Here is a 24,354-nt window from a genome sequence, read left to right as displayed (position 1 = left end):
ATGTTAGACCGCCGCCGCCTTCGTGTCGGGAAGAGGCTTGGCGTCGGCGAGACGCTGCATCTCTTCCTTGATTCGGTCGTTGAAACCGTTTGCCGCCAGATTGTAGGCCACACCGATGGCGTTGGCGAACCCGATGGCGTCGGTGCCCCCGTGGCTCTTCACGCAGACGCCGCGCAGGCCCAGGAACATGGCGCCGTTGTAGCGGCGCGGATCGGTGCGCTGCTTCAACCGCTTGAAGGCTCCGCGGGCCAGCAGGTAGCCGAGACGCGCCGTCCAGGAGGACTGGAACGTCCGGCGCAGGAACTCCGTGAAGAGCTTCGCCGTGCCTTCGGCGGTCTTCAGGGCGACGTTGCCGGTGAAGCCATCGGTGACGATCACGTCCACCGTGCCGGTGGCGATGTCGTTGCCCTCGACGAATCCGTGGAAACGCCCGGGCAGCGGCATTTCGCGCAGACGGGTCGCGGCGGCGCGCACCACCTCGTTCCCCTTCACCTCTTCCGAACCGATGTTCAGCACGCCGATGGTCGGCTCGGACAGGTTCAGCGCGGTGCGCGCGAAGACCGCGCCCATCACGGCGAACTGCACGAGGTTCTCGGGCTGGCATTCGGTGTTGGCGCCGAGGTCGAGCATGACGCTCTCCCCGCGCAGGGTCGGGAAGAAGGAGGCGATGGCCGGACGGTCGATTCCGGGAATCGTCTTCAGCACGAACTTGGCCATGGCCATGAGCGCGCCGGTGTTGCCGGCGGAGACCACACAGGCGGCTTGCCCGCCCGCCACCGAGTCGATGGCGAGACGCATGCTCGACTGGCGCCCGGCGCGCAACGCGACCGACGGCTTGGCGTCGCCGGCCACGGCGTCCGGGGTGTGGCGCACCTCGGCCACCGCTCTCAAGGCGGGCCGCTGCGCGAGCAGCGGCTCGATGCGGGCGGTGTCCCCGAACAGCAGGTAATGCACCTGCGGGTGTCGCTCGCGGGCGATATCCGCCCCGGCGATCACCATGTCGGGTCCTTTGTCACCGCCCATGGCATCAAGGGCAATGGTCAGGCGCTGGCTCACCGCGGACAGGCTCCCTGGCTAGGACGTAGGGCGGCCAACCAAACCGCCATCAGGCCGCCGGAGCGCTCTGAACCACTTCGCGCTGGTCGTAGTGACCGCAAGAGCCGCAGACATGGTGCGGGCGCTTCAGCTCGCCGCAGTTCGAGCACTCGGCGTAGGACGAGGTCGGGAGAGCGTGGTGCGAGCGACGCATGTTGCGGCGCGACTTGGAGGTCTTCTTCTTCGGAACAGCCATGGCCGTAAACTCTCTTCATTGTAAAAGGCGGCCCGAAGAGGGGCCGCCTGACGCGAGCGGCATTCAATACGGCAATTGCCCCCGAAGGGCAAGCCCGTTCCGCCCTCAATTCTGTCGTTTCAGACGTTCCAGCGCGGCGAACGGGTTCGGCTTCTCCGGATCGGCGCCGGCATCATCATCGGCGGGGGCCGCAGCCTCCTCCTCCTCTTCGCCTTCGCTGTATCCGTCGAACGCCACGCCTTCTGCATGAGGATAGGGGTCGAGCGCCAGGGACAAATGCTGGGCGGCCAATTCGCCGATGTCGATGCGTCCGTTGGTCATCGCCTCCGGAATGTCCTCCTCGGCGACGTTCGGGTCGATCTCGATCTCGTCCTCCTCGCCGGGGACCATCGACTCCGGCGCGAACAGAGCGCCAAAGCGGTCGGAAACCTGGGCGGGCACCGGCTCCAGCGTGATGACGCAGGTCTGCACCACGTCGGCCTCCAGTTCCCCTTCGACGCGCACCATCTGTCCGCCGCGCACGGAGCGCAGGCGGACCCGGGCGATCAGTCGTCCGATTCCCTCCAGTTCGAACCGCTCGGCCAGCGCCTTGCGCTCGGCCTCCGTCGCCTCGATGGTTTCGACCAGATCGCTGTCGCGGTGGACGGCGTCGGCGCGGACGATGCGCGAGAATTCCGGAGCGGGGCCGGCGGAGAGCGGGGGCGTGTTGCGCATATCAGGCAGTTCCTTGTCACAGCGCCCGTTCTGGAGCGGGCGCCTTCGTCTCAGTGTCAGATGAATTCGGACGCCGGGAAAGGCAAGTCCAATTGGCGCGGCCTATAGTAAGGAGAGACCCGATGGGTGCGATCAGCCGGCGCCGGGAGGCGGACCGAAGCGGACCTCTCCGGCCATGAGCGACTCCAGCGGTTGCGTCTCCAGCCCGGCGGCCTCGCGCCGGACATAGGCCGCCAGGACGGCCAGCCGCTGCGGCGGGACCTCCGATGCGGTGCCATAGACGTTGTTGTCGAGCGCAACCTGCAACGCCGCGTCGCCTTCGTCACCGTCTTCGGCGGCGAGCGCACGGTCGTAGACCTCGATCCGGCCGGCGATGCCGCGCGCCATGGTCTTGATGCGCCGCCCGACTCCGCTGTCGCCCACCCCCTGCTCCATCAACGACTTTTCGAAATGATCGATCATTGCCTCGAAGAGCAGGCGCGAGCGGTCCGCGGCAGCAGCCCCCTGCCCTTTCAGGCGGCGCATCACCAAGAAGACGTGAAGCACCACCATGTCAAAGCGCCCGTCCAGCGTGTCGGGAACCCCAAGGTCACGGTAGAAGGCCGGCAGGCGGGCCTGCGCTGCGATGGTGAGATAGAAATCGGCGACGGCGCGGGCTTCACGCCGACGCCGGAACAGGCGGTCAAGCACGGTTTCTCTCTCGCTCGGAGTTTCGTTGACAGGACAAACCGCGCGATGCGATTGTCCCGGCATTGCGGGCGGAGTCCGGCCTGCCGCAAGGGTCCGGCGGTCCTCCCGCGCCATCATAGCCTGAGCACCATGACGAGATCGATTCCTTCGGCGCTGTGCGCCTTCGCCTTTCTGGGTCTCGCCGTCTCCGCGTGCTCGCCCACCGTGGCGACCCGCGGCAACATGGCGGACCCCGACCGCATCGCCGAGATCAAGGCCGGCCAGTCGCGGCGGGAGGATGTGGCGGACATCCTCGGCACGCCGACCTCCGTGGGAACCTTCGACCAGAATGTCTGGTACTACATCGGCCAGAAGACGGAGAAGGTCGCCTTCTTCCAGCCGAGCGTGATGGAGCGCCGTGTCGTCGTCGTCCATTTCGACGACGATGGCGTGGTGACGGAGATGAAGCAGCTCGACGCCACCGACGGGCAGCAGATCGACATCGTCGATCGCAGCACCCCCACCGCCGGCCGCGAGCTGAGCTTCCTCGAACAGATGCTCGGCAACGTCGGGCGCTTCTCCGCCAAGGATTCGCGCAACCGTGGCCCCGGCCGCTGACATCAACCAGTCTGCAGAGACGCGAAAAGCCCCGCTTCCGCGGGGCTTTTCTTTTGGTGCCGATCCGGTAGGCGACCCGTCGATCCGCCTCAGCCGATCTGGGCGAGGATTGCCAGCAGCAGGATCGCTACGATGTTGGTGATCTTGATCATCGGGTTGACCGCCGGGCCGGCGGTGTCCTTGTACGGGTCGCCGACGGTGTCGCCGGTCACCGCCGCCTTGTGCGCGTCGGAGCCCTTGCCGCCGTGGTTCCCCTCCTCAATGTACTTCTTGGCGTTGTCCCAGGCGCCGCCGCCCGAGGTCATCGAGATGGCGACGAAGATCCCCGTCACGATGGTGCCCAGCAGCATGGCGCCCAAAGCGGCGAAAGCCTGCGCCTGACCGGCGATGGCCGCGATGACAATGTACAGGACCACCGGCGCCAGCACCGGCAGCAGCGACGGGATGATCATCTCCTTGATCGCAGCGCGGGTCAGCATGTCGACGGCACGGCCATAGTCGGGTTTGGCGGTGCCCTCCATGATGCCGCTGATCTCACGGAACTGGCGGCGCACCTCGACCACCACCGATCCGGCGGCGCGCCCGACCGCGGTCATGCCCATCGCCCCGAACAGGTAGGGCAGCAGGCCGCCGATCAGCAGCCCGACGACCACATAGGGATCGTCCAGCCGGAACTCGACCGCCACGTTCGGGAAATAGTGCTTCAGATCCTGCACATAGGCGGCGAACAGCACCAGCGCGGCCAGACCGGCGGAACCGATGGCGTAGCCCTTGGTCACCGCCTTGGTGGTGTTGCCGACGGCGTCCAGCGCGTCGGTCGTCACGCGGATGTCCTTCGGCATGTCGGCCATTTCCGCGATGCCGCCGGCGTTGTCGGTCACCGGTCCGTAGGCGTCCAGGGCCACCACCATGCCGGCCAGAGCGAGCATCGTGGTCGCCGCGATGCCGATCCCGAAGATGCCGGCCTGCCCGTAGGCGATGATGATGCCGACGCAGATGACCAGGACGGGAAGCGCCGTCGCCTCCATCGACACGGCCAAGCCCTGGATCACATTGGTGCCGTGCCCGGTCTCCGACGAGCGGGCGACGCTGCGCACCGGGCGGAAGGCGGTGGAGGTGTAGTATTCGGTGATCCACACCAGCAGGCCGGTCACGCCCAGCCCGACCAGGGACGAGACGAACAGGTTGCCGCCGGTCACATAGCCGCCGCCGTTCAGGGGAATCGGCCGGGTGAAGCCGAACATGATCGCGGTCACGATCAGGATGAGCACCAGCGAGATGCCCGCGGTAGCGGCCAAGCCCTTGTAGAGGGCGGCCATGATGTTGTTGTTGCTGCCCAGTTTCACGAAGAAGGTGCCGGCGACGGAGGCGGCGATGCAGACCGCGCCGATGACCAGCGGGTAGACGAGCAACAGGCGGATCACCTCGCCCGAAAAGAAAATCGCCGCCAGCAGCATGGTGGCGACGATGGTGACGGCGTAGGTTTCGAAGAGGTCGGCGGCCATGCCGGCGCAGTCGCCGACATTGTCGCCCACATTGTCCGCGATCACCGCGGGGTTTCGGGGATCGTCCTCCGGGATGCCGGCCTCGACCTTGCCCACCAGATCGGCGCCGACGTCGGCTCCCTTGGTGAAGATGCCGCCGCCCAGCCGCGCGAAGATGGAGATCAGCGAGGCGCCGAAGCTGAGGGCGACCAGGGCCTCCAGCACGGAGCGGACCTCGATCGGGTCGGTCACGCGGTAGATCATGGTCAGGATGCCGTAATAGACACCCACCCCCAACAGACCCAGCCCGACCACCAGCATGCCGGTGATCGCCCCCGCCTTGAAGGCGATGTCCAGCGCCGGGGCCAAGCCATGGGTCGCCGCTTGGGCCGTGCGCACGTTCGCCCGCACCGACACGTTCATCCCGATATAGCCGGCTGCCCCCGACAGGACCGAACCGATCAGGAAGCCGATCGCCACATGCAGGCCGAGGAAGGCGCCGAGGATGATGAGAAGAACCACGCCGGCGATGGCGATGGTGGTGTACTGGCGATTCAGATAGGCTCGGGCGCCCTCCTGCACGGCCGCAGCGATCTCCTGCATGCGGTCGGAACCGGCGGAGGCCGCCATGACTTGCTTGCCCGCGTAGTACCCATACGCCAGCGCCAACAGGCCGCTGGCGATGATGATGACGAACGCTGCTGCCATCGGTTCCCCCAAATTCTTATGGTTTCGGGCCCGATTACCGCCTTGTCGTGAGAACGACCCGTACAAACGAAGGTGGATGACGGGCGAGTTGTTCCGAAAAAGGATGCCGAAGAGAATGGCACAATGCAACAGCCGCCACGCCCGAATAGGCGCGGCGATTTGGCCGAGGCGCTCCTGACTTTCGGATAGGCTTTTTTCAGAACGGTTACAAATTGCGCTGTGTAACCACCTGAACAAGAACATTTTGCACCACACCCTCTCCCACGACTTTCGCAGCGGCGGCGGCAAGTTTTTCTTTTACGGCAATGATGTTGACCAAGTTGCCCGTCATCACCGACCGGTCGTCCACGGCGGCGTAGAGGGCCGACAGGCAGCGGTCGTAGACGAGCGGCTGGCGGGCCTGGACATAGGGAATCTTGTCGAGAACGACCTCCAGCGTGACGACCACGGTCACGAACTGCTCGACCTTCTGCGTGCCGATGGCCGGAACGACAAAGGGAGCCATGCGGACAAAGCCGGTGGGCGGCTTGGGCGGCGGCTCCTCCTTTTTGGGGGCCGACTCCTCATGCTCGACGAAATACTTGTTGTAGATCATCCAGCCGCCGAAGCCCGCGCCACCCAGCAGCAGCAGGCCCAAAACCAGCAATATGACGGCCTTGATCACACCCATCCCTTCCCGGATACGGAACGGATCGAGCCTAGTGCCGCCCTGCTTTCGATTGCGTTAAGCGGAGTCGCGCCACCGGGAGGCTGTCAGAAATGGTCCCAGCCGCGAGTCGGTAGGTCGAGAACCCGCCCCTGCGCATCGGTCACTGTGACGTCTCCCGCCGCCCCCTCCACGAGATGGCCGATGGCCGTCACCGGAACGCCGGTCTCCGCCGACAGGGCGGCGAGCGCCGGCGCGGCGTCCTCCGCGGCGGTGAAGAGCAGTTCGTAATCGTCACCGCCGGTCAGAGCCATGGCGAAGCGCACCGGATCATCGCCGATCACCGTCCTTGCGGCGTCCGAGAGAGGCACGCGACCCGACTCCAGAACGGCGGCGCAGCCCGATTCCTCACAGAGATGGCCGAGATCCGCGACCAGACCGTCGGAGACGTCCAGGCAGCCGGTCGCCAGCCCGACCAGACGCGGCCCCAGCGTGGTCCGCGGATCGGGCCGCCGCAGACGCCCCAGCAGCACGGCGCGCGCCGAGTCGTCGGTCACCTCCAGCGTTCCGTAGGCGATCCGCAGGCCGAGCGCCGCGTCGCCGATGCTGCCGGTGACGTAGACTCGGTCGCCGGGGCGCCCGCCCCAGCGCGGCACCGCCCCGCCCTTCGGCACCAGACCGAAGGCGGTCACCGACAGGGTGATGGGTCCGGAGGTCGAGACCGAGTCGCCGCCCGCCAGCGCGATTCCGAACCGGGCCTGATCCTCGCCAAGACCGGCGGCGAAGCCGGCCAGCCAGTCCTCCCCCACCGTCTTCGGCAGGGCGGTGACCAGGGTGTAGGCGTATGGAGCCGCCCCCATGGCGGCGAGGTCCGACAGGTTGGTGCGCAGCAGCTTTGCGGCGATGTCGCCGGGCGCGTCGTCGGGAAAGAAATGGACGCCCGCCACCATGGCGTCCGTGGTGACGACCAGTTCCTGGTCCGGTGGAACGCCGAACACGGCGGCGTCGTCGGCAAGCCCTCGGGCGCCCGGAAAACCGGACGCCAGCGGCCTGAAGTAACGGTCGATCCGCCCGAACTCGCCGAGCGGCTTGCCGGTCTGTGCCCTAGCGGTCTTTGGGCTGGTCACGGCTGGGGTCCGGCTGGGCCAGTTCATCCGGCCGCAGCGCGCGGGCCACATGGTCGAGCACGCCGTTCACCATGCCCGGCTCTCGCCCCGCGAAGAAGGCGTGCGCCACGTCCACATACTCGCTGATGAGGATGCGCGGGTGCGTGTCGTTGTGGACGAACAGCTCATAGGCGCCGGCCCGCAGGATGGCGCGCATCAGCAATTCCAGGCGGTCCAGCGCGTAGCGCGGCTCCAGGGCCGAGGCCAACATGCCGTCGACCTCCGCCCGGCGGTGCGCGACACCACGGACGATGTCGGCGAACAGCTGCGGATCGGCGGCGACGAACTTCGCCCCGTCGATCTCCTCACCCAGCCGGTGATTGACGAATTCGCCGATTACGGATTCCACGGCGATGCCGGTCGGTTCGATCTGGTTCAGGTCGATCTGGTACAGGGCCTGGACGGTGGCAAGGCGCGCGGCCTTGCGCCGGGCCTTGGCCGATCCGCCACCCGTCCGGTTCCGGGAGCCGCGCTTCTGTTTCGCGCGGCCAGCCGCGTCGTCGTTGCTCATGATGCTCTTACTGTCAGGAATTGCACCGCGGGGTTACCGCGGATAGAGGCGGAATTGGCGCTTGAGTTCGATCATGTCAAGGCAGGCGCGCGCCGCAAAACCACCCTTGTTCTTGGCCGTCACGGAAGCCCGCGCCCAGGCCTGCTCACGGTTCTCCACCGTCAGCACGCCGTTGCCGATGGCCAGCGCGTAGCGCAGCGCGAGGTCCTGGAGACCGCGGGCGCTCTCGTTGCACACGATGTCGTAATGGGTGGTCTCGCCACGGATCACGCAGCCCAGCCCGACATAGCCGTCGAAGCGCTTGCGCGCCGTGAAGAAGTCCATGGAACGCAGGGCGTACAGGATCGCCGCCGGGATCTCCAGGCATCCCGGGACCGAGACGCGCTGGTAGGTGGCGCCCTCCTTCTCGATCTCGGCGATGGCGCCTTTCACCAGCTCGTCGGCGATGTCCTCGTAGAAGCGGGCTTCCACGATCATCAGATGGGGCTTTTCTGTCATCTCGGGTCGCTCGGCTGGCGGTTACTGGTCTTGCAGGGGGATCGGGCGGTGGCCGAGCACGGTCAGGCCGTACCCCTCCAGCCCGATGATGGACTTCTTGCGGTTCGACAGCAGAACCATGTCGCGCACGCCCAGGTCCAGCAGGATCTGCGCGCCGACGCCATAATCCCGCAGGGCGGGAGTCGGGTTCTCGTGGCCTTCCAGCCGCGCTTTGACCGATTCCGTGAGGCTGTTCGCCATCGGCTCGCGCAGCAGGACGATCACGCCGCGGCCCTCGCGCGCGATCATTTCCATGGAGGCCTGAAGCTCGCCGTCACGCGCGGCGCTCCGGTCGCCCAGCACGTCGTCCAGCACCGACAGGGCGTGCATGCGCACCAGCACCGGCTCGTCGCCGGAGATGTCGCCGCGCACCAGCGCGATGTGCTCCGCGTAGGCCACCTTGTTGACGTAGACGTACATCTGGAAACGCCCGCCGAAGCGGCTGTCCAGCGTCGCCGCGAGCTTCTGCTCGACGATCGTCTCGGTACGGCGCCGGTAGGCGATCAGGTCGGCGATGGTGCCCACCTTCAGCCCGTGGAACTGCGCGAACTTCACCAGATCCGGCAGGCGGGCCATGGTGCCGTCGTCGTTCATGATCTCGCAGATCACGCCCGCCGCGGTCATCCCGGCCATGCGGGCGATGTCCACCGAGGCTTCGGTGTGGCCAGCGCGGACCAGCACGCCGCCGTCGCGGGCGAGCAGCGGAAAGACATGGCCCGGCGTCACGATGGCGTCCGGTCCGGCGGTCGGGTCGATGGCGACTTGGATGGTGCGGGCGCGGTCGGCGGCGGAGATGCCGGTGGTGACACCCTCGCGCGCCTCGATGGAGACGGTGAAGGCCGTCTGGTGGCGGGTGCCGTTCTGCTGCGCCATCAGCGGCAGGCGCAGCCGCTCGATGTGGTTCTGGTCCATGGCGAGGCAGATCAGGCCACGCCCGTACTTGGCCATGAAGTTCACGGCCTCGGGAGTCGCGCACTGGGCCGGGATGACCAGATCGCCTTCGTTCTCGCGGTCCTCGTCGTCGACGAGGATGAACATCTTGCCCTGGCGCGCCTCCTCGAGGATCTCCTCGGGGCGCGACAGATATTCGTGAAACTCGGACGTCATTCCTGCCCTGCCAGCCGCGCCACATACCGCGCGAGCATATCGATTTCCAGGTTCACCCGATCCCCGGCCTTCAGCGCGCCGAAGGTGGTCGCATCCTGGGTGTGCGGGATGATGTTCACGCCGAAGCGCGCACCATCGACCTCGTTCACCGTCAGCGACACGCCGTCCAGCGCCACCGAGCCCTTGGAGGCGATGTATTTCGCCAGGGTGGCCGGCGCCTCAAAGGTGAAGCGCTTCGACTCGCCGTCGGCGCGGACCTCCACGACCGTGGCGACGCCGTCGACATGGCCGGACACGATGTGCCCGCCCAGCTCGTCGCCGACCTTGAGCGCCCGCTCCAGATTGATGCGCGTGCCTTCGGCCCAGCCGCCCAGTGTCGTCTTCGACAGGGTCTCGGCGGAGGCCTGCACGGCGAACCAGCCCGGGCCCTTCTCGACCACGGTCAGGCAGACGCCGTTGTTGGCGATGGACGCGCCGATGGGAACCGTCTCCATAGCGAAGACGGTTTCGACGGTGAACCGGGTGTCGCCCTGCCGTTCCACGGCCCGAACGCGCCCAACATCGGTGATGATTCCGGTGAACATGGGCCGGCAATTTAGCAGGTTTTCAATCGTGTGAAAGATTCATCCGCACGGCGCGGCACGCAACGGACTGTTGCGCCCGGCACGGTGCCGGACGCCGCACATCCCCGACCGCTCAACCGCGCCGGACGTAGCTTTCCACGAGGTCGTCCCCGGCCTGCCGCAGGTCGGTCCGGCGGAACAGCGCCATGCTCTCCAACCCGTCCACCCCGAAGGCATGGACCGCCGGCAGCCCGTCGCCCCCCATGACGGAGGCGGCGCGGAACCACTCCAGCCGGTCGACCAGATTGGCGCGCAGCAGCGAAGCCGCCAGAGTAGCCCCACCTTCCACCAGCACGCGGGTCAGACCGCGGCGGGCCAGTATGGCGCTCGCCTCGACCAGATCCGGCAGGCCCGCGGAGTCGGCGGGCACGCGGATCACCTCGAGTCCGCAGTCCTGGAAGACGGCCAGACGGCTCGGGTCCGCGTCCTCGCGGGTGACCACCCAGGTCGGCACGGACCGCGCGCCCACGGCCAGTTTCCCGGTCAGCGGCAGACGCAGCCGGCTGTCCACCACAATGCGCACGGGCGAACGGTGGACCAGCCCCGGCAGACGGCAGGTGAGTTCCGGGTCGTCGGCCAGGGCGGTGCGGATGCCGATCATGATCGCGTCGTGGGTGGCGCGCAGCCGGTGCCCCCACGCCCGCGCCGTCGGACCGGTGATCCATTGCGACTGGCCGCTGTGGGTGGCGATGCGCCCGTCGAGCGTCGTCGCCGCCTTGAGTGTATAGAGTGGCCGTTCGTCCTGGATGCGCCGGAAGAAGCCCTCGTTGAGCGTCCAGGCCACGTCCTCGCAGACCCCGGTGTCCACCGTGATCCCGGCGGAACGCAGGCGCTCCAACCCGCCCCCCGCAACCCGCGGGTCGGGATCGCCGCAGGCCACCACCACCCGCGCCACCCCGGCCTCCACCAGCGCCAAAGCGCAGGGCGGGGTTTTCCCGTAATGGTTGCAGGGCTCCAGAGTCACATAGGCGGTCGCACCGTGCGCAGTCCCACCGGCGCGGGCCAGCGCTTCCGTCTCGGCGTGGGGCCGCCCGCCCGGCTGGGTCCAGCCGCGCCCGACCACCACACCGTCGCGCACGATGACGCAGCCCACCGCCGGGTTCGGCCATGTGTTGCCGAGCCCGCGCGCCGCCAGGGCCAGGGCAGCCCGCATGTGGCGGACATCGTCGGGATGGATGGCCTGCTTCGCCATGGGCGCCGCCCGCCCCCTCACCCGTTCTGGGCTTCGGGGGCGAGCTGCTCGACGAACTCATTGAAGTCCGACGCCTCGCGGAAGTCCTTATAGACCGAGGCGTAGCGGATGTAGGCGACCTGATCGAGCGTCTGGAGCGCCACCATGATCATCTCGCCGATCTGCTTCGACGGGATTTCGCTCTCGCCGGAGGATTCGAGCTGGCGCACCAAGCTGTTCACCACCCGGTCGATGCGGTCGGCGTCGATCGGGCGCTTGCGCAGGGCGATGCGCATGGAGCGCAGGAGCTTTTCGCGGTCGAAAGGCTCCCGCTGGCCGGTGCTCTTCACCACCGTCAGCTCACGGAGCTGAACGCGCTCGAAGGTGGTGAAGCGTGCACTGCAACTGGGGCAGAACCGCCGCCTGCGGATCGCCGAGTTGTCCTCGGTCGGTCGCGAGTCCTTGACCTGGGTGTCCTCGTGTCCGCAGAACGGGCAGCGCATGTCCGGCCTTTCCCCTTTAGTCGGTCTTGATGATTACAGGGTCGGGTAGATGGGGAAGCGGCGGCACAGCTCGCGCACCTCCTCCCGCACCTTCGCCTCGACCGCCGCGTTGTCGCCGGAGTTGCTGGCGGCCAGACCGTCCAGCGTCTCGACGATCAGGCGGCCGACCTGCTCGAACTCGGCCACGCCGAAGCCGCGGGTGGTGGCCGCCGGGCTGCCCAGACGGACGCCGGAGGTGACCATCGGCTTCTGCGGGTCGAACGGGACGCCGTTCTTGTTGCAGGTCATGCCGGCGTGCTCCAGGCTCGCCTCGGCGGCCTTGCCGGTCAGGTTCTTCGGACGCAGGTCGACCAGCACGATGTGGCTGTCGGTGCCGCCCGACACGATGTCCAGGCCGCCCTCGATCAGCACCTTCGACAGGGCGCGGGCGTTGTCCAGCACGCTCTTGGCGTAGGTCTTGAACTCCGGACGCAGCGCCTCGGCGAACGACACCGCCTTGGCGGCGATGACGTGCATCAGCGGGCCGCCCTGCAGGCCGGGGAAGACCGCCGAATTGATCTTCTTGGCGATCTCCTCGCTGTTGGTCAGCACCATGCCGCCGCGCGGGCCGCGCAGCGTCTTGTGGGTGGTGGTGGTGACCACGTCGGCATAGGGGAACGGGTTCGGGTAGACGCCGCCGGCGATCAGGCCGGCATAGTGGGCGATGTCCACCATGAAGTAGGCGCCGACCTCGTCCGCGATGGCGCGGAAGCGCTGGTAGTCGAGGACGCGCGGATAGGCGGAGCCGCCGGCAATGATCAGCTTCGGCTTGTGCTCGCGGGCCAGACGCTCGACCTCGTCGAAGTCGATCAGGTGGTCGTCACGGCGCACGCCGTACTGCACGGCCTTGAACCACTTGCCCGACAGGTTCGGAGCGGCGCCGTGGGTCAGGTGGCCGCCGGCCGCCAGCGACATGCCGAGGATGGTGTCGCCCGGCTGGAGCAGGGCGAGGTTGACCGCCTGGTTGGCCTGAGACCCGGAGTTCGGCTGGACGTTGGCGAAGCCGCAGCCGAACAGCTTGCAGGCGCGCTCGATCGCCAGCGTCTCGGCCACGTCCACATACTCGCAACCGCCGTAGTAGCGCCGGCCCGGATAGCCTTCGGCGTACTTGTTGGTCATGACCGAGCCCTGGGCCTCCAGAACCGCCTGGGAGACGATGTTCTCGGACGCGATCAGCTCGATCTGCTCCTGCTGGCGGACCAGCTCGTCGCGCACCGCGCGGGCCAGTTCGGGATCGGTCTCGGCGAGCGAGGCAGCGAAGAAGCGGCCGATCTCGGCGCGGGGGTCGGCGTTGGTCACGGTCATGGCAGGGCAGGTCCTTGGTTCAGAAAGCAGTCACGGGCCGGGTGAAGGGCCGTCTCATCCCATCTTGGCGATTCGCCGGCTGTGCCGCTCACCGCCTTCGAAATCGGTCGCCAGGAAGGCGTCCACGCAATCCTTCGCGATCTCCGCGCCGATGATGCGGGCGCCCAGAGCCACCACGTTCGCGTCGTTGTGCTGGCGCGCGAGGCGGGCGGTGGTCACGTCGTGCACCAGGGCGGCACGGATGCCCGGATGGCGGTTCGCCGCGATGCTGATACCGATGCCGCTGCCGCAGATCAAGACGCCGCGCGCCGCGCGCTTGCCGTTGATGGCACCGGCCAGCGCCGTAGCGAAATCCGGATAGTCCACCGATTCCGGACCGTTGCAGCCGAGGTCCAGCACCTCGTAGCCGGCGCCGGCCAGCCAGGAGGCGATCTGGGCCTTCATCTCGTACCCCGCGTGATCGGACGCGATCGCGATGGTGGTCATGAAAGAAAAACTCCGTGCACGAATACGAATGGCGCCGGCCCGTGGGAGCACCCGGCGGGAACGGCGGCACAGCGCGCAAGCTACCAGATATCGCCCCGAACCGCCAGAAGGACACAACGCACAGGGGCTTTGCGCCGGGCACAGAACCGCAAAAGGGGAGCGCCGGGCGTCGACACGGCGAAGGGAAGCCCATCCACGATGCATGCCGAGAACAAATGTTTCTCTATTTCCCGCCACCGTTGACGTTAACGGCCAGTAAGCAGATCGACCGATTCGGTCTCGCATCACGAATCGGTCAGTTGCGGTGCCCGATTCTCATGGTCTTGCCTAGCTTCTCCGCACTAGACGATGCCTAAACGTGGGGCAGTGCAGCCGCAGCCCGGCCATTTCCTGGGACATCTGATTTGCCACGCCTTGTAACTTCATGCAGTTTGCAAATAACTTAATTCGCTGCTCTCGAAATTATATTGACACCCAAATCACGCTGTGCAACTTGGTTGCTAGGGACAAAATGAAAAATCAGGACTAATGGCAATGAGTGACCAGCTTCGCGCCGATGTGCCCGATAACGAGCTTCTGCGGATGACCGCGGACATCGTCTCCGCATATGTCAGCAAGAACGTTCTGCCGGCGCAGCAGATTCCCGAGGTGATCAACACGGTCTACTCGTCGCTGACCGGGCTGAACACGCAGCCCCGAGAAATTCCTTCAGAGCCTCTGAAGCCGGCCGTGCCGATCCGCAAGTCGGTGACGCCCGAATACATCGTGTGTCTGGAAGACGGCAAAAAGCTGAAGATGCTGAAGCGCCATCTTCGCTCCACCTACAACATGTCGCCGGACGAATACCGGGCGCGCTGGAGCCTGCCGCCGGATTATCCGATGGTCGCGCCGAACTACGCGGCGCAGCGCTCCGAGTTCGCGAAGCGGATCGGCCTCGGCCGCAGTTCCGGCCGCCAGACCCGCCGCAAGGCCGGCTGAGCGCCAGCACCGTCCTGAACGAACAGGGCCGGCCTCCCCGATGGGAGGCCGGCCCTGTATTGTTTCGCCGTCATCTCGTTTTGGCCCGGGATCAATCCGAGCGTTACGCGGGCGGGTTTTGCCGAACCCGCCCGCGCTGCTCATCACCCACAGTTGCGACCCGACAGACGACAGTTGAATCGTTCTACATTGCGGGTCAGTTCCTGCCCTGTGCTGGTGTTTTCCTCGTTCAGGCAGCGCAGATAATCCATCGTCTTGTCCACGTATTCCTTCACCTCGAACTGACAGGCGCCCATCTTGTCCGCGCTGACGAAGGTGGTGGTGTCGCTCATGCAGAGCGGAACGCCGGGCTTCGTGCAGATGATGGTGGTTTCCGACCACGCCGCCGGGCTTTGCAGCGCCACGGCCAGCACCAGCAGCGTGGCCGCCGGCTTCAGGGTCTCTCTCAACAGCACGGGCAATCTCCGCAAGACCGTCACGCGACGCATTGCGATCGTCTCCCTCCGCATTCGGTCAGGACCGCCGCGCCAGGAAAACACTGTCTGGAAAGCACGGCGGTCCGTTCGTTCGTGGAACGGTTTCTACAGGCGTTACATCCGATGCACCAGTGCCCACGGCGCGGCATAGGTCTAGAGTCGGAGTTGAGCAGTTCACCCCTGGACCGGTTCCGCAGGTCCGGCACCGGGATGTCAGTGCTCACCATCAGCAGAAGCCAAGACTAGCCGCGCCCCCCGCCCCGCCGGGAGGGCGCGCTTCTTGGCGTCTGTATTCGCTGATAAGACTCAGCGTTTGGCTGCATCGCGCTTCATGACAAACTGGAGCTTGCTGATCGCGGTCCGTTTCAGCAGTTCCAGACTGCCGGTGGCCGGCCCGACGACCGATACCTCCGTCGCGGTGACCGGATCAATGGCCATCACCTTCAGATAGCTGCCAACCCGCTGGAACTCGAACAGCACCTCGCCCAGACCGCTTCCTGCGCCATTTCCAGCCGGCTGGCCTTTCCCGGGCGCCCGATTGCCCACCATCGCATTCTCTCCATCGCCGGCCTTCGCCGGTTTCGATACCACCTTAGCACAGCGCAACCGTCCCGGAACCCCGTCTGCCACGTCCTGTTGTTGGCGGACGACGCACACAGCAAGGGAGTACCGGCACCATGGCTGCCAAGACCATGCAGGATCTGCTGATCGAAGAACTCCGCGACATCTACCACGCCGAGAAGCAGCTCACCAAGGCCCTGCCGAAGCTGGCCAAGGCGGCGCATTCCGAAAAGCTCCGCACGGCCTTCGAGTCCCATCTGGAAGAGACCCGCGGCCAGATCGAACGGCTGGAGCAGGTCTTCGAGGAGTTGGACACCCGCACCCGCGGCAAGCATTGCGACGCGATGGAAGGGCTGATCAGCGAAGCCCGCGAGATCATGGAAATGGGCCTCGCCCCCGAAGTGCAGGACGCCGCCCTGATCGCCGCCGCCCAGAAGGTGGAACATTACGAAATCGCCAGCTACGGCACCGTCCACGCCTACGCGACCGCCTGCGGCCTCACCAAGGTGGCGGAACTGTTGGAGCAGACTCTGAACGAAGAGAAGGAGACCGACAAGAAGCTGAACATTCTGGCAATCAACGATGTGAACAAAAAGGCGATCCAGGCCAGCGGGCAGAAGGCGGCCTGACAGCGGCACGCCACGTCATAAGCCGAATCTCTTGTTACAGCGGGCGCCATTGAAGACGGGCGGGTGAAGCCCTACTATCGGGGCCATCCAATCGATTTTTCTGGTGCCCGCCAATGCGCAGGGTCGCATCCATTCTCGTTGCCTTTCTGATCGCCGCCACCGCTGCCGGTTCGGGCATGGTGGCCCAGGCGGCGGAGGGGCCGGCGGCCCTGCCGCCCTCCGTCCGCATCAAGCCGGTGATGGTTCCCATCGTCACCCGCGGGCAGGTGGAGCGCTACACCCAGATCGAGGTGATGCTGGAGGTGGCGAACGCCACCCGCCTGGGTGAAGTTCAGGTCGCCATCCCGCGGCTGCACGACGCCACGTTGCGCGCGGTCTATCTGGGTATTGAGGAGGGATGGATCGTCCGCGGCAACATCGCCAACATGCCCGCTCTGCGCCGCAAGATCGACGAGGAAAGCGTCAAGTTGTTCGGCAAGGACGTCGTCAGCCGCATCCTCATCACCCCGCTGTCCCGGCAATCCTCCTTTCCCTGACAGACTCCTCCTTCCGGTTGCCTCGTCAGCCACTTCGCGGCAGCATGGCTGCCTGACCGGTAGGGAAACGCGAAAATGGCCGTGGTTTATGTGGCGCGCAGCGCCGCGCTGACGAAATGGGCGTCCGACGTCGGACAGGGAAAACACATCTTCAAGCTGGGCGTGGCCGCCGACAATAACGAGGCCAAGGTCGCCATCGAGGCCGGCTGGGCGGGCGAAGCCGACTGGCGCCTGATCCACAGCCAGGAGGTGCCGGACCTTGAGGAGGAGGCGGTGATCGAACGCCTGATGCGCAAGGAGAAGGTCATCGATCCGACCTACTACCCGAAGCTGAAGGGCGCCACCGGCGTCTTCCGTATCACCCTGACCAACGTGCAGAACAGCCTTCTCGTCGCGAAGGCAATGTCCGCCGACGAGCCGCTGACCGACGTCAAGGTGAAGCCCAAGGACATCGGCGAATACATGATCCGCAACGCCCTGCCCTCACCGTCATGAGCAGCAGCCCGACGCTCTACACCATTGGTTACGAAGGCGCCTCGTTCGACTCCGTATTGCGCGCATTGAAGGCGCGGGGGGTCGCGGTTCTGCTGGACGTGCGCGAATTGCCCTTGTCCCGCCGCGCCGGCTTCTCCAAGAGGCCGCTGTCCGCCGGGCTGGAGGAGGCCGGAATCGGTTACGTCCATCTGAAGGGGCTGGGCACGCCCAAGGAGGGCCGCGTCGCCGCCCACCAGGGCGATCTGGACCGCTTCTGGTCGATCGTCGAAGCGAAAATGCAGACTCCGGAAGCCGAGCACGACCTGAGTCGCGCCGCCGCCCTGGCGCGGGAACGCCCGGCCTGCCTGCTCTGCTTCGAGGCCTCGCCGCACCTCTGCCACCGGCTTCGCGTCGGCGAGCGTCTTCACAGCCGTTTCGGCTTCACGGTGGAGCATCTGGCTCCGGCCGAACCTTCCTTTTAAGGGCTGACATGCACTCCCGTTGGTACCGCTTCGCCGATCTGTCCGCCGGCACCTTCCACGACATGCTCCACCTCCGCCAGAGCGTTCTGGTGGTGGAGCAGGCATCGCCTTTTCCCGACTTGGACGGGCGGGACCCGGCCGCGCAGCATCTGGCTCTTTACGACGACGGCGCGCCGACACCGGTCGGCTATGCCCGCGTCTTCGGCCCCGATCCGGAAACCGGCGCCACCTCCTTCGGGCGGTTGGCGGTCGCTCCGGCATGGCGCGGCAAGGCGCTGGGACGTCGGCTGGTCGCCGAATGCCTGGAACGGCTGGCCCGGGAATGGCCCGAGCATGACGTGCAGATCAGCGCGCAGCTTTACTTGGAGAGCTTTTACGGCGGTTTCGGCTTCCGGCGCGTCAGTGAAATTTACGACGATGTCGGCATCGACCACATCGACATGCGGCTGAGCCGATAGATTGGAAAACGGTCACCACAGAGTCTCGGAGACACAGAGAGATGTTGACTCTGTGCCTCCGTGTCTCTGTGGTTGAAATCATCACTTCTTGGCGTCGGCCAGGATATCACCGGCTTCCTTGCGGATGACGTTCAGGTTCTTCAGCAGGATCGCCAGCGCCTGATCGTAGTTGAACGCCTCCTCCGACTCGTCCGGGATGTCGGTGTCGTCGGCGGCGACGGAGACCTTGGCCTTCTTCTTCACGGTCGCGAAATACTCGCTGCCGGTCTTCTCGAACCCCTTGATCGCCTTCTGCAGGGCATCGACGTCGTTGGCCCGCGTCGCGGCGTCCAGCGCTTTCGTCGCCTTTTCCAGACCGCTCGACGCCCGGAAGGCGAGCAGGAAGCCCTCGGCCGGCTTCTTCTTGCCGGTCAGCGCCTCGAACATCTTCTTGGCGGCGGTCCAATCGGCGAAGAAGGTGGTGGCGGGCATCTCCTTGGCGCCGCCCGCCTTCTCCAGCTTCTTCAGAGCGGACAGGGTTTCCAGCTGGGCCATCTGCTCGACGTTCATGGCGCCGCCCAGCATGTCGGCCGCCACTTCGACGGCGCCCTCGTTCTTCGCCTTCTGCGCCTTGACGATGACCGCGCTGAGCTTCGCCCGGAAGATCTTGGTCGCCTGGAGCAGATCGGCCAGCGCGGCGCGCAGCGCCTTGGCGTCCCCGGCCTTGTAGGCCTTGTCCCAGGCCGCGGCGGCCTTCTCCACATCACCGGACTTTTTCACCACCGCCAGGGCGTCGCCCGAATTGGGGATCTTCTTCGCCTCGGCCTCGCACTTCGCCTTGTGCTTCTTGAACTCGGGAGCGGCGGCGAACGGCATGGTCAGGTCTCCGGCTTGATGTCTTCCCGCTCGACCGCAGCGAACGGTTGCAGAAGACTACGCGCCATCCCGTCGGCGTCAACGCGGACCCGGTTCAAAATGGAAGAAGCGCCGCTATAGCCGCCCAGCCTAGCCGACGACCATAGCCTGAAGCGTTTCCAGCCGGTCGGCCTCTGCCGCCGGCTTGTCCCAGCGGATGCGGTGGACGCGCGGGAAACGCATCGCCAGACCGCTCTTGTGGCGGTTTGACGGGTGAACGCTGTCAAAGGCGACCTCCAGAACCAGCCCCGGCTCGACCTCGCGCACCGGGCCGTAGCGGCGGGTGGTGCGGTTGCGCACCCAGCGGTCGAGTTCCACCAGCTCGGCGTCGGTGAAGCCGAAATAGGCCTTGCCCACCGGCACCAGTTCCTCGCCGCGCCAGACGCCGAAGGTGAAGTCCGAATAATAGCTGGACCGCTTGCCATGCCCGCGCTGGGCGTACATCAGCACGGTGTCGAGCGTCAGCGCCCCACGCTTCCATTTGAACCAGGGTCCCTTGGGACGCCCGGCGACGTAGACGCTGTCCTTGCGCTTCAGCATCAGCCCTTCGATGCTGTTCTCCCGGCTGCCCTCGCGCAGGTCCTTCAGCGCCTTCCACCCCTCGAACGGCACCAGCGGCGACAGGTCCATCCGCCGTGGCCGCACCGCGTCGTGCCAGCGCTCCAGCCGGGCGCGCCGCTCGGTGAAGGGCAGGCTGCGCAGATCCTCCTCGCCGTCGAACAGGATGTCGTAGAGCCGCACCCAGGCGGGAAACTCCTTGAGCATCGCGGCGGTCACCGTCTTGCGGTTCAGCCGCTGCTGAAGGTCATTGAAGGGCGCGATCGCGCCCTCGTCGCGGGCGACCAGCAGCTCGCCGTCCAGCACGGCGTCGAAGGTCATGTGGTCGGCGATGTCCGGAAAGGCGCCGGACACGTCGTCGCCGGTGCGGCTGTAGACGCGCCGCTCGCCGCTGCGGGCCGCCAACTGCACGCGGATGCCGTCCCATTTCCATTCCGCGGCGTAGTCGGTCGGATCGAGCCCGGCCATGTCCTCCTCCTCCAGCGGGTGGGAAAGCATCAGCGGGCGGAAGCCCGCCCCCTTCCCCGCCGCCGGCCGGTCGGACTTCCCCTCCAGCCAGCCGAATAGGTCCGCGTAGGGCGGGGTCAGCCCATGCCAGCACTCCTCAAGATCGCCGAGATCGACCTTGCCCCACTCCGCCAATGCCGTCTTGGCCAGCCGCGCCGACACGCCCACCCGCAGGCTGCCGGTGATGAGCTTGAGCAGCGCGAAGCGGCCGGAGGAGTCCAGCGTGTCGAGCCAGCCCTCGACCAGCCCCATCACCTGCCCGCGCTTGGCCGCGCACAACGTCTCCACCACCTCGGTCATGGAGGGAGGCAGGCTGTTCGCCCGCTCCGGACGCTCCGGCCAGATCAGCGCCACCGTCTCGGCGAGATCGCCCACATAGTCGTAGGACAGGGCGAACAGGTCCGGGTCGACTCGGGTGGCGACCAGCTGCCGGATGGCCGCCGGCTTGGCCTCGTGGAAGACCAGCGATTCCGTCAGGGCCGCCAGCGCCCAGCCGCGGTCGGGGTCCGGCGTGGTGGCGAAGAAGTCGGCGAGCAGGCGGATCTTGCCGTTGCGCGCCGGCATGAAGACCAGCCCGTCGATCAGCGCGGAGAAGTTCCTCACGCCCCTTCCTCCTCCTCGAAGCCGACCATGGCCAGGGCGCGGGCGCGGATGCCGCGCTGGGTCGCGTGGTGGACCAGCGCCTCCTCCCGACCATGGGTCACCCAGACCTCGGGTGCCGCGACCTCGTCGAGCGTCTGGGTCAGCTCGTCCCAATCGGCGTGGTCGGAGATGACCAGCGGCAGTTCGACGCCGCGTTGGCGCGCCCGCTGGCGGACACGCATCCAGCCGGAGGCCATCGCCACCACCGGGTCGGTCAGCCGACGCGCCCAGCGGTCGGCCACCGCGCCGGGCGGGGCCAGCACCAGGGCGCCCTTCAGTTCCTCCTTGGCCGCGACGGTGGCCGGGCGAAGCTCGCCTAGAGGCACGCCGAAGCCCTCATAGAGTTTGCAAATCGGCTCCAGGGCGCCGTGCAGATAGATCGGCCGGTCGTAGCCGGCGGCCCGCAGCAGAGAGATCACCCGCTGGCATTTGCCCAGCGCGTAGGCCCCGACGACATGGCTGCGCTCTGGAAAGATCGACAGCGAGTGCAGCAGCTTGTCAATCTCCCCCAGGTCCGGCGGATGGCGGAAGACCGGCAGGCCGAAGGTCGCCTCGGTGATGAAGACGTCGCAGGGCACCGGCTCGAACGGGGCGCAGGTTCGGTCGAAGCGCCGCTTGTAGTCGCCGGACACCACCACCCGCGTTCCGGCATGCTCCAGCACCACCTGCGCGCTGCCCAGCACATGGCCGGCGGGGACCAGACGCACCATCACATCGCCGATGCGGATCGCCTCGCCATAGTCGAGCGTCTGAGTCGCCGCCCCCGCCCCCTCGCCCAGCCGTTGCCGCATGATGGCGAGCGTCCCGGCGGTGGCGAGCACATGGGCGTGACCGGGCCTTGCGTGGTCGGAATGGCCGTGGGTGACGACCGCACGCTCCACCGGGCGCAACGGGTCCACGTAGAAGCCGCCGGGCTCGACGTAGAGTCCCTCGGGGCAGACCTTCATCCAGCGTTCGGCGGGGGGACGGGAGGGGCTTTGTGCAGGCATGCCCTGCAATATAGGCCGTCCTCGCGAAAGGACAAAATTCCGATTCCCCCGGTTGCGCCGGCGCGAACCACAGCGCAGGATGCGGGAGAACGAGGGAGACTCCGACCATGCACGACCGCCTGTCCCCGACGCCCGAGGTCGCCGCCTCCCTGGCCGAGGGCCGGCCCGTGGTGGCGCTGGAATCCACCGTCATCTCCCACGGCATGCCTTACCCGAAGAACCTGGAAACGGCGACGGCGCTGGAGGACGCGGTGCGGGCCGAGGGGGCGGTTCCCGCGACCATCGCTGTTCTCGACGGGCGCATCCGCGTTGGGCTGGACAGTGAGGCTCTGGAGCGGCTCGCCAAAGGCGGTACCGGCGTCATGAAGCTGAGCCGCCGCGACCTGCCCGTCGCTCTGGCGAACGGAGCGCTGGGCGCCACCACGGTGGCCGCCACCATGATCGCTGCGCGACTGGCCGGGATCCCCGTCTTCGCCACCGGCGGCCTGGGCGGGGTGCACCGCGGCGCTGAAACCAGTTTCGACATGTCGGCGGATCTCGACGAGTTGGCACGCACCAGCGTCTGCGTCGTCTGCGCGGGTGCGAAGTCGATTCTCGACCTGCCGAAGACGCTGGAGGTGCTGGAGACCCGCGGCGTCCCCGTCCTGGGGCTGGGCACCGACGAATTTCCGGCCTTCTACAGTCGCAACTCTGGTCTGCCCGTATCTCATCGCTGTGACAACGTGCACGAGGTCGCGGCCATCCTGCGGACCAAATGGGAGCTTGGGCTGGAGGGTGGCGTGGTCCTCGCCAACCCCATCCCGGAGGCTGACGCGCTCGATGGCGAGGCCATGGAACGAGCCATCGCACAGGCGCTAAAGGATGCGGAACATCATGGAATTACGGGAAAATCCGTCACGCCGTTTCTCCTCGCCGCGCTGGAGCGGATCACCGGCGGGCGCAGCCTGACCGCCAACATGGCGCTGATCCGAAACAACGCCGTCACCGCGGCGCGGCTGGCAGCGGCTTACGCGGCGCTGACGTCATGACTGGTCATAGGCCGTTACGCATAAGAGGTAAGCCGTCCGTGACGTCCGGATTTAAGTCCCCGTTAACCGAAGCCGGGTGAATCTGCGCTCGTTCTTCACGGAGGTCTCTATGCGTGCGCCCAGCCCGTCGAACCTGGTTTCCCGGATGATCGCCATGGCCGCCCAGCCCGACGAGGGCATCGGCGAAGCCGACAATCGCCCGGCTGCGCGGGTCAAGAAGATCGTCTGGGCCTCCCAGGCGGCGAAACTGCGGGGGTCCCTCTCCTCGCGCCTCGTCCATGAGATCGAATGCGCGGTGTCCGCCGACCTCGACAGCATGGAGCTGCCGGAGGTGTTCTTCACGTCCGTCGAGTTCGCCGGCCGCGTCATCACCTGCGACCTGGACGCCTCGGGCACCGCCTCGATCTTCGGCCTGATCGAGATCAGCGATTATGACGAGCTGGTGGAAGAAGCCGGCGACGACGCGCTGTTCGGCGTCGATTGGGACGGCGTCTACGTCACCCCGGCGCGCACCCGCCACTGAAGCTATCCGCCCGATCCCTTTCCAAGCGATCCAAGGAAAAAGCCGCGGGACCCGGACGCACGCCGGGTCCCGCGGCTTTTTGCGTTGGCGTCCTCAACCCAGCGCGCGGGCGAGGATGACGTCGAGATTCTTCAGCATCTCCGGGTCGCGCTTGTCCGGCGCGGTCATGATCGCGTGGTCGAGCGCGGTGTGGCAGCCCTGGGCGCACAGCCCGTCGCGCACCTGCAGCTTCGGCGCGAGCGTCTTGACCAGCGACCGCGCCTTGCCGGCGTTGGCGACCACCACGCGGATGACGGCGTCCACGGTGACGTGGTCATGGTCGGGATGCCAGCAGTCGAAGTCGGTGACCATGGCGACGGTCGCGTAGCACATCTCCGCCTCGCGGGCGAGCTTGGCCTCCGGCATGTTGGTCATGCCGATGACGTCGCAGCCCCAGCTCCGGTACAATTCGGACTCGGCCTTGGTCGAGAATTGCGGGCCTTCCATGACCATGTAGGTGCCGCGGCGCTGGTGTGGCACCTTCAGCTCCACCAGCGCCTCCTCAATCAGGTCGCCCAGCCGCCCGCAGACCGGATGGCCCAGCGCCACATGCGCCACCAGACCGGTGCCGAAGAAGCTTTTGTTGCGGGCGAAGGTGCGGTCGATGAACTGGTCGATTACCACGAAGGTGCCCGGCGGCAGATGCTCCTTCAGCGAACCGACGGCGGAGACCGACAGGATCTCGGTCACGCCCAGCGCCTTCAACGCGTGGATGTTGGCGCGGAAGTTCAGCTCAGACGGCGGGATGCGGTGACCGCGGCCATGGCGCGGCAGGAAAACCAGCTTCTGTCCATCCAGCTCGCCCGTCAGCAGCTCGTCCGACGGGTCTCCGAAAGGCGTTTCCACCTTCACCCAGCGCTGGTTCTCCAGCCCGTCGATGTCATAGACGCCGCTGCCGCCGATCACGCCGAGCACCGGCGCGGACCCGGTTTCCGCCATAGTCACATGCCTCCGTCAATGGGAGGGCGCAGTATTCCGCCCCGGCCCGGCAAAGGCAACGGT

At 66.8% G+C, this 24,354-nt stretch carries 30 protein-coding genes; 9 read left to right on the top strand and 21 right to left on the bottom strand.

Annotated elements, in window-relative coordinates:
* Positions 1-3: 3 nt before the first annotated feature.
* The 4 genes from plsX to Q4I23_RS01030 form a co-directional block, all read right to left on the bottom strand.
* Complete coding sequence (gene plsX / locus Q4I23_RS01045) at positions 4-1,056, bottom strand: phosphate acyltransferase PlsX (RefSeq protein WP_014240745.1); 1,053 nt, start codon at positions 1,054-1,056, stop codon at positions 4-6.
* Positions 1,057-1,105: 49 nt separating this feature from the next.
* On the bottom strand, positions 1,106-1,291 hold the full coding sequence (gene rpmF / locus Q4I23_RS01040) for a 50S ribosomal protein L32 (RefSeq protein ID WP_014240744.1): 186 nt from the start codon (positions 1,289-1,291) through the stop codon (positions 1,106-1,108).
* A gap of 105 nt (positions 1,292-1,396) precedes the next feature.
* Positions 1,397-2,005 carry a YceD family protein gene (locus tag Q4I23_RS01035; RefSeq protein ID WP_454018469.1) on the bottom strand — a complete coding sequence of 203 codons (609 nt, stop codon included), beginning with the start codon at positions 2,003-2,005 and terminating at the stop codon, positions 1,397-1,399.
* A gap of 132 nt (positions 2,006-2,137) precedes the next feature.
* Positions 2,138-2,695, bottom strand: coding sequence for a ubiquinol-cytochrome C chaperone family protein (locus Q4I23_RS01030; RefSeq protein ID WP_454018470.1), 558 nt, complete (start codon positions 2,693-2,695; stop codon positions 2,138-2,140).
* Between the two features lie 129 nt (positions 2,696-2,824).
* Between Q4I23_RS01030 and Q4I23_RS01025 the strand changes: the two genes are divergently transcribed.
* Complete coding sequence (locus Q4I23_RS01025; protein ID WP_498525025.1) at positions 2,825-3,292, top strand: outer membrane protein assembly factor BamE; 468 nt, start codon at positions 2,825-2,827, stop codon at positions 3,290-3,292.
* An 89-nt stretch (positions 3,293-3,381) separates the two neighbouring features.
* Here the strand turns inward: Q4I23_RS01025 and Q4I23_RS01020 are convergent, their stop codons facing one another.
* The 11 genes from Q4I23_RS01020 to rpiB form a co-directional block, all read right to left on the bottom strand.
* Complete coding sequence (locus Q4I23_RS01020) at positions 3,382-5,484, bottom strand: sodium-translocating pyrophosphatase (protein ID WP_498525024.1); 2,103 nt, start codon at positions 5,482-5,484, stop codon at positions 3,382-3,384.
* A gap of 205 nt (positions 5,485-5,689) precedes the next feature.
* Positions 5,690-6,154, bottom strand: coding sequence for a hypothetical protein (locus Q4I23_RS01015; RefSeq protein WP_237903487.1), 465 nt, complete (start codon positions 6,152-6,154; stop codon positions 5,690-5,692).
* An 83-nt stretch (positions 6,155-6,237) separates the two neighbouring features.
* A complete protein-coding gene (thiL, locus tag Q4I23_RS01010) occupies positions 6,238-7,257 on the bottom strand; it encodes a thiamine-phosphate kinase (protein ID WP_454018473.1) in 1,020 nt (339 codons plus the stop codon).
* The gene (gene nusB, locus Q4I23_RS01005) at positions 7,235-7,807 is read right to left on the bottom strand and encodes a transcription antitermination factor NusB (RefSeq protein ID WP_454018474.1); all 573 of its coding nucleotides are present in this window, start codon (positions 7,805-7,807) and stop codon (positions 7,235-7,237) included. The genes thiL and nusB overlap by 23 nt, the downstream gene beginning before the upstream one ends.
* Positions 7,808-7,840: 33 nt before the next feature.
* The gene (locus tag Q4I23_RS01000; protein ID WP_014240735.1) at positions 7,841-8,305 is read right to left on the bottom strand and encodes a 6,7-dimethyl-8-ribityllumazine synthase; all 465 of its coding nucleotides are present in this window, start codon (positions 8,303-8,305) and stop codon (positions 7,841-7,843) included.
* Between the two features lie 21 nt (positions 8,306-8,326).
* Complete coding sequence (ribB, locus tag Q4I23_RS00995) at positions 8,327-9,451, bottom strand: 3,4-dihydroxy-2-butanone-4-phosphate synthase (RefSeq protein ID WP_454018475.1); 1,125 nt, start codon at positions 9,449-9,451, stop codon at positions 8,327-8,329.
* Positions 9,448-10,035: a riboflavin synthase gene (locus Q4I23_RS00990; protein ID WP_014240733.1), complete on the bottom strand. Its 588-nt coding sequence runs from the start codon at positions 10,033-10,035 to the stop codon at positions 9,448-9,450. The genes ribB and Q4I23_RS00990 overlap by 4 nt, the downstream gene beginning before the upstream one ends.
* A 112-nt stretch (positions 10,036-10,147) precedes the next feature.
* Entirely contained in the window at positions 10,148-11,266 is a 1,119-nt protein-coding gene (gene ribD, locus Q4I23_RS00985) for a bifunctional diaminohydroxyphosphoribosylaminopyrimidine deaminase/5-amino-6-(5-phosphoribosylamino)uracil reductase RibD (protein WP_498525023.1), read from the bottom strand.
* A gap of 17 nt (positions 11,267-11,283) precedes the next feature.
* Positions 11,284-11,748, bottom strand: coding sequence for a transcriptional regulator NrdR (nrdR, locus tag Q4I23_RS00980; RefSeq protein WP_014240731.1), 465 nt, complete (start codon positions 11,746-11,748; stop codon positions 11,284-11,286).
* A 33-nt stretch (positions 11,749-11,781) separates the two neighbouring features.
* A complete protein-coding gene (gene glyA, locus Q4I23_RS00975; RefSeq protein ID WP_454018477.1) occupies positions 11,782-13,092 on the bottom strand; it encodes a serine hydroxymethyltransferase in 1,311 nt (436 codons plus the stop codon).
* Positions 13,093-13,146: 54 nt separating this feature from the next.
* Positions 13,147-13,578: a ribose 5-phosphate isomerase B gene (gene rpiB / locus Q4I23_RS00970; RefSeq protein ID WP_498525022.1), complete on the bottom strand. Its 432-nt coding sequence runs from the start codon at positions 13,576-13,578 to the stop codon at positions 13,147-13,149.
* Positions 13,579-14,112: 534 nt separating this feature from the next.
* On the opposite strand from rpiB, the gene Q4I23_RS00965 reads away from it, so the two are divergent.
* Entirely contained in the window at positions 14,113-14,556 is a 444-nt protein-coding gene (locus tag Q4I23_RS00965; protein ID WP_014240726.1) for a Ros/MucR family transcriptional regulator, read from the top strand.
* A gap of 143 nt (positions 14,557-14,699) precedes the next feature.
* Here Q4I23_RS00965 and Q4I23_RS00960 read toward each other — a convergent pair whose 3' ends face one another.
* On the bottom strand, positions 14,700-15,011 hold the full coding sequence (locus Q4I23_RS00960; protein WP_237903480.1) for a hypothetical protein: 312 nt from the start codon (positions 15,009-15,011) through the stop codon (positions 14,700-14,702).
* Positions 15,012-15,338: 327 nt separating this feature from the next.
* Positions 15,339-15,581 carry a DUF6898 family protein gene (locus tag Q4I23_RS00955; protein WP_454018478.1) on the bottom strand — a complete coding sequence of 81 codons (243 nt, stop codon included), beginning with the start codon at positions 15,579-15,581 and terminating at the stop codon, positions 15,339-15,341.
* 128 nt (positions 15,582-15,709) lie between these two features.
* Between Q4I23_RS00955 and Q4I23_RS00950 the strand changes: the two genes are divergently transcribed.
* From Q4I23_RS00950 to Q4I23_RS00930, 5 genes are all read left to right on the top strand, one after another.
* The gene (locus Q4I23_RS00950) at positions 15,710-16,222 is read left to right on the top strand and encodes a YciE/YciF ferroxidase family protein (RefSeq protein ID WP_237903478.1); all 513 of its coding nucleotides are present in this window, start codon (positions 15,710-15,712) and stop codon (positions 16,220-16,222) included.
* 113 nt (positions 16,223-16,335) lie between these two features.
* Entirely contained in the window at positions 16,336-16,758 is a 423-nt protein-coding gene (locus tag Q4I23_RS00945) for a hypothetical protein (protein ID WP_237903477.1), read from the top strand.
* 75 nt (positions 16,759-16,833) lie between these two features.
* Entirely contained in the window at positions 16,834-17,253 is a 420-nt protein-coding gene (locus Q4I23_RS00940) for a hypothetical protein (RefSeq protein ID WP_498525021.1), read from the top strand.
* Positions 17,250-17,714 (top strand): DUF488 domain-containing protein, encoded by a 465-nt coding sequence (locus Q4I23_RS00935; protein ID WP_454018480.1) that lies wholly within the window; start codon positions 17,250-17,252, stop codon positions 17,712-17,714. The genes Q4I23_RS00940 and Q4I23_RS00935 overlap by 4 nt, the downstream gene beginning before the upstream one ends.
* 8 nt (positions 17,715-17,722) lie before the next feature.
* Positions 17,723-18,172, top strand: a complete 450-nt coding sequence (locus Q4I23_RS00930) for a GNAT family N-acetyltransferase (protein ID WP_498525020.1) — start codon at positions 17,723-17,725, stop codon at positions 18,170-18,172.
* An 81-nt stretch (positions 18,173-18,253) separates the two neighbouring features.
* On the opposite strand, the gene Q4I23_RS00925 is transcribed toward Q4I23_RS00930, so the two are convergent.
* The 3 genes from Q4I23_RS00925 to Q4I23_RS00915 form a co-directional block, all read right to left on the bottom strand.
* Positions 18,254-19,027, bottom strand: a complete 774-nt coding sequence (locus Q4I23_RS00925) for a hypothetical protein (protein ID WP_498525019.1) — start codon at positions 19,025-19,027, stop codon at positions 18,254-18,256.
* 129 nt (positions 19,028-19,156) lie between these two features.
* Positions 19,157-20,734 carry a cisplatin damage response ATP-dependent DNA ligase gene (locus tag Q4I23_RS00920; protein ID WP_498525018.1) on the bottom strand — a complete coding sequence of 526 codons (1,578 nt, stop codon included), beginning with the start codon at positions 20,732-20,734 and terminating at the stop codon, positions 19,157-19,159.
* On the bottom strand, positions 20,731-21,720 hold the full coding sequence (locus Q4I23_RS00915; protein WP_498525017.1) for a ligase-associated DNA damage response exonuclease: 990 nt from the start codon (positions 21,718-21,720) through the stop codon (positions 20,731-20,733). The genes Q4I23_RS00920 and Q4I23_RS00915 overlap by 4 nt, the downstream gene beginning before the upstream one ends.
* A gap of 149 nt (positions 21,721-21,869) precedes the next feature.
* Between Q4I23_RS00915 and Q4I23_RS00910 the strand changes: the two genes are divergently transcribed.
* Together Q4I23_RS00910 and Q4I23_RS00905 are read left to right on the top strand one after the other, a co-directional pair.
* Complete coding sequence (locus Q4I23_RS00910) at positions 21,870-22,790, top strand: pseudouridine-5'-phosphate glycosidase (RefSeq protein ID WP_498525016.1); 921 nt, start codon at positions 21,870-21,872, stop codon at positions 22,788-22,790.
* A gap of 109 nt (positions 22,791-22,899) precedes the next feature.
* Entirely contained in the window at positions 22,900-23,313 is a 414-nt protein-coding gene (locus Q4I23_RS00905) for a hypothetical protein (RefSeq protein WP_145676656.1), read from the top strand.
* A gap of 93 nt (positions 23,314-23,406) precedes the next feature.
* Here Q4I23_RS00905 and Q4I23_RS00900 read toward each other — a convergent pair whose 3' ends face one another.
* Complete coding sequence (locus Q4I23_RS00900; RefSeq protein WP_498525015.1) at positions 23,407-24,291, bottom strand: S-methyl-5'-thioadenosine phosphorylase; 885 nt, start codon at positions 24,289-24,291, stop codon at positions 23,407-23,409.
* Between the last annotated feature and the right edge of the window lie 63 nt (positions 24,292-24,354).

The organism is Azospirillum sp. UFLA03-27, from assembly GCF_059803775.1.
Note: the sequence above shows the minus strand (reverse complement) of the source record. Positions and strands in the feature narration are given on the sequence as shown.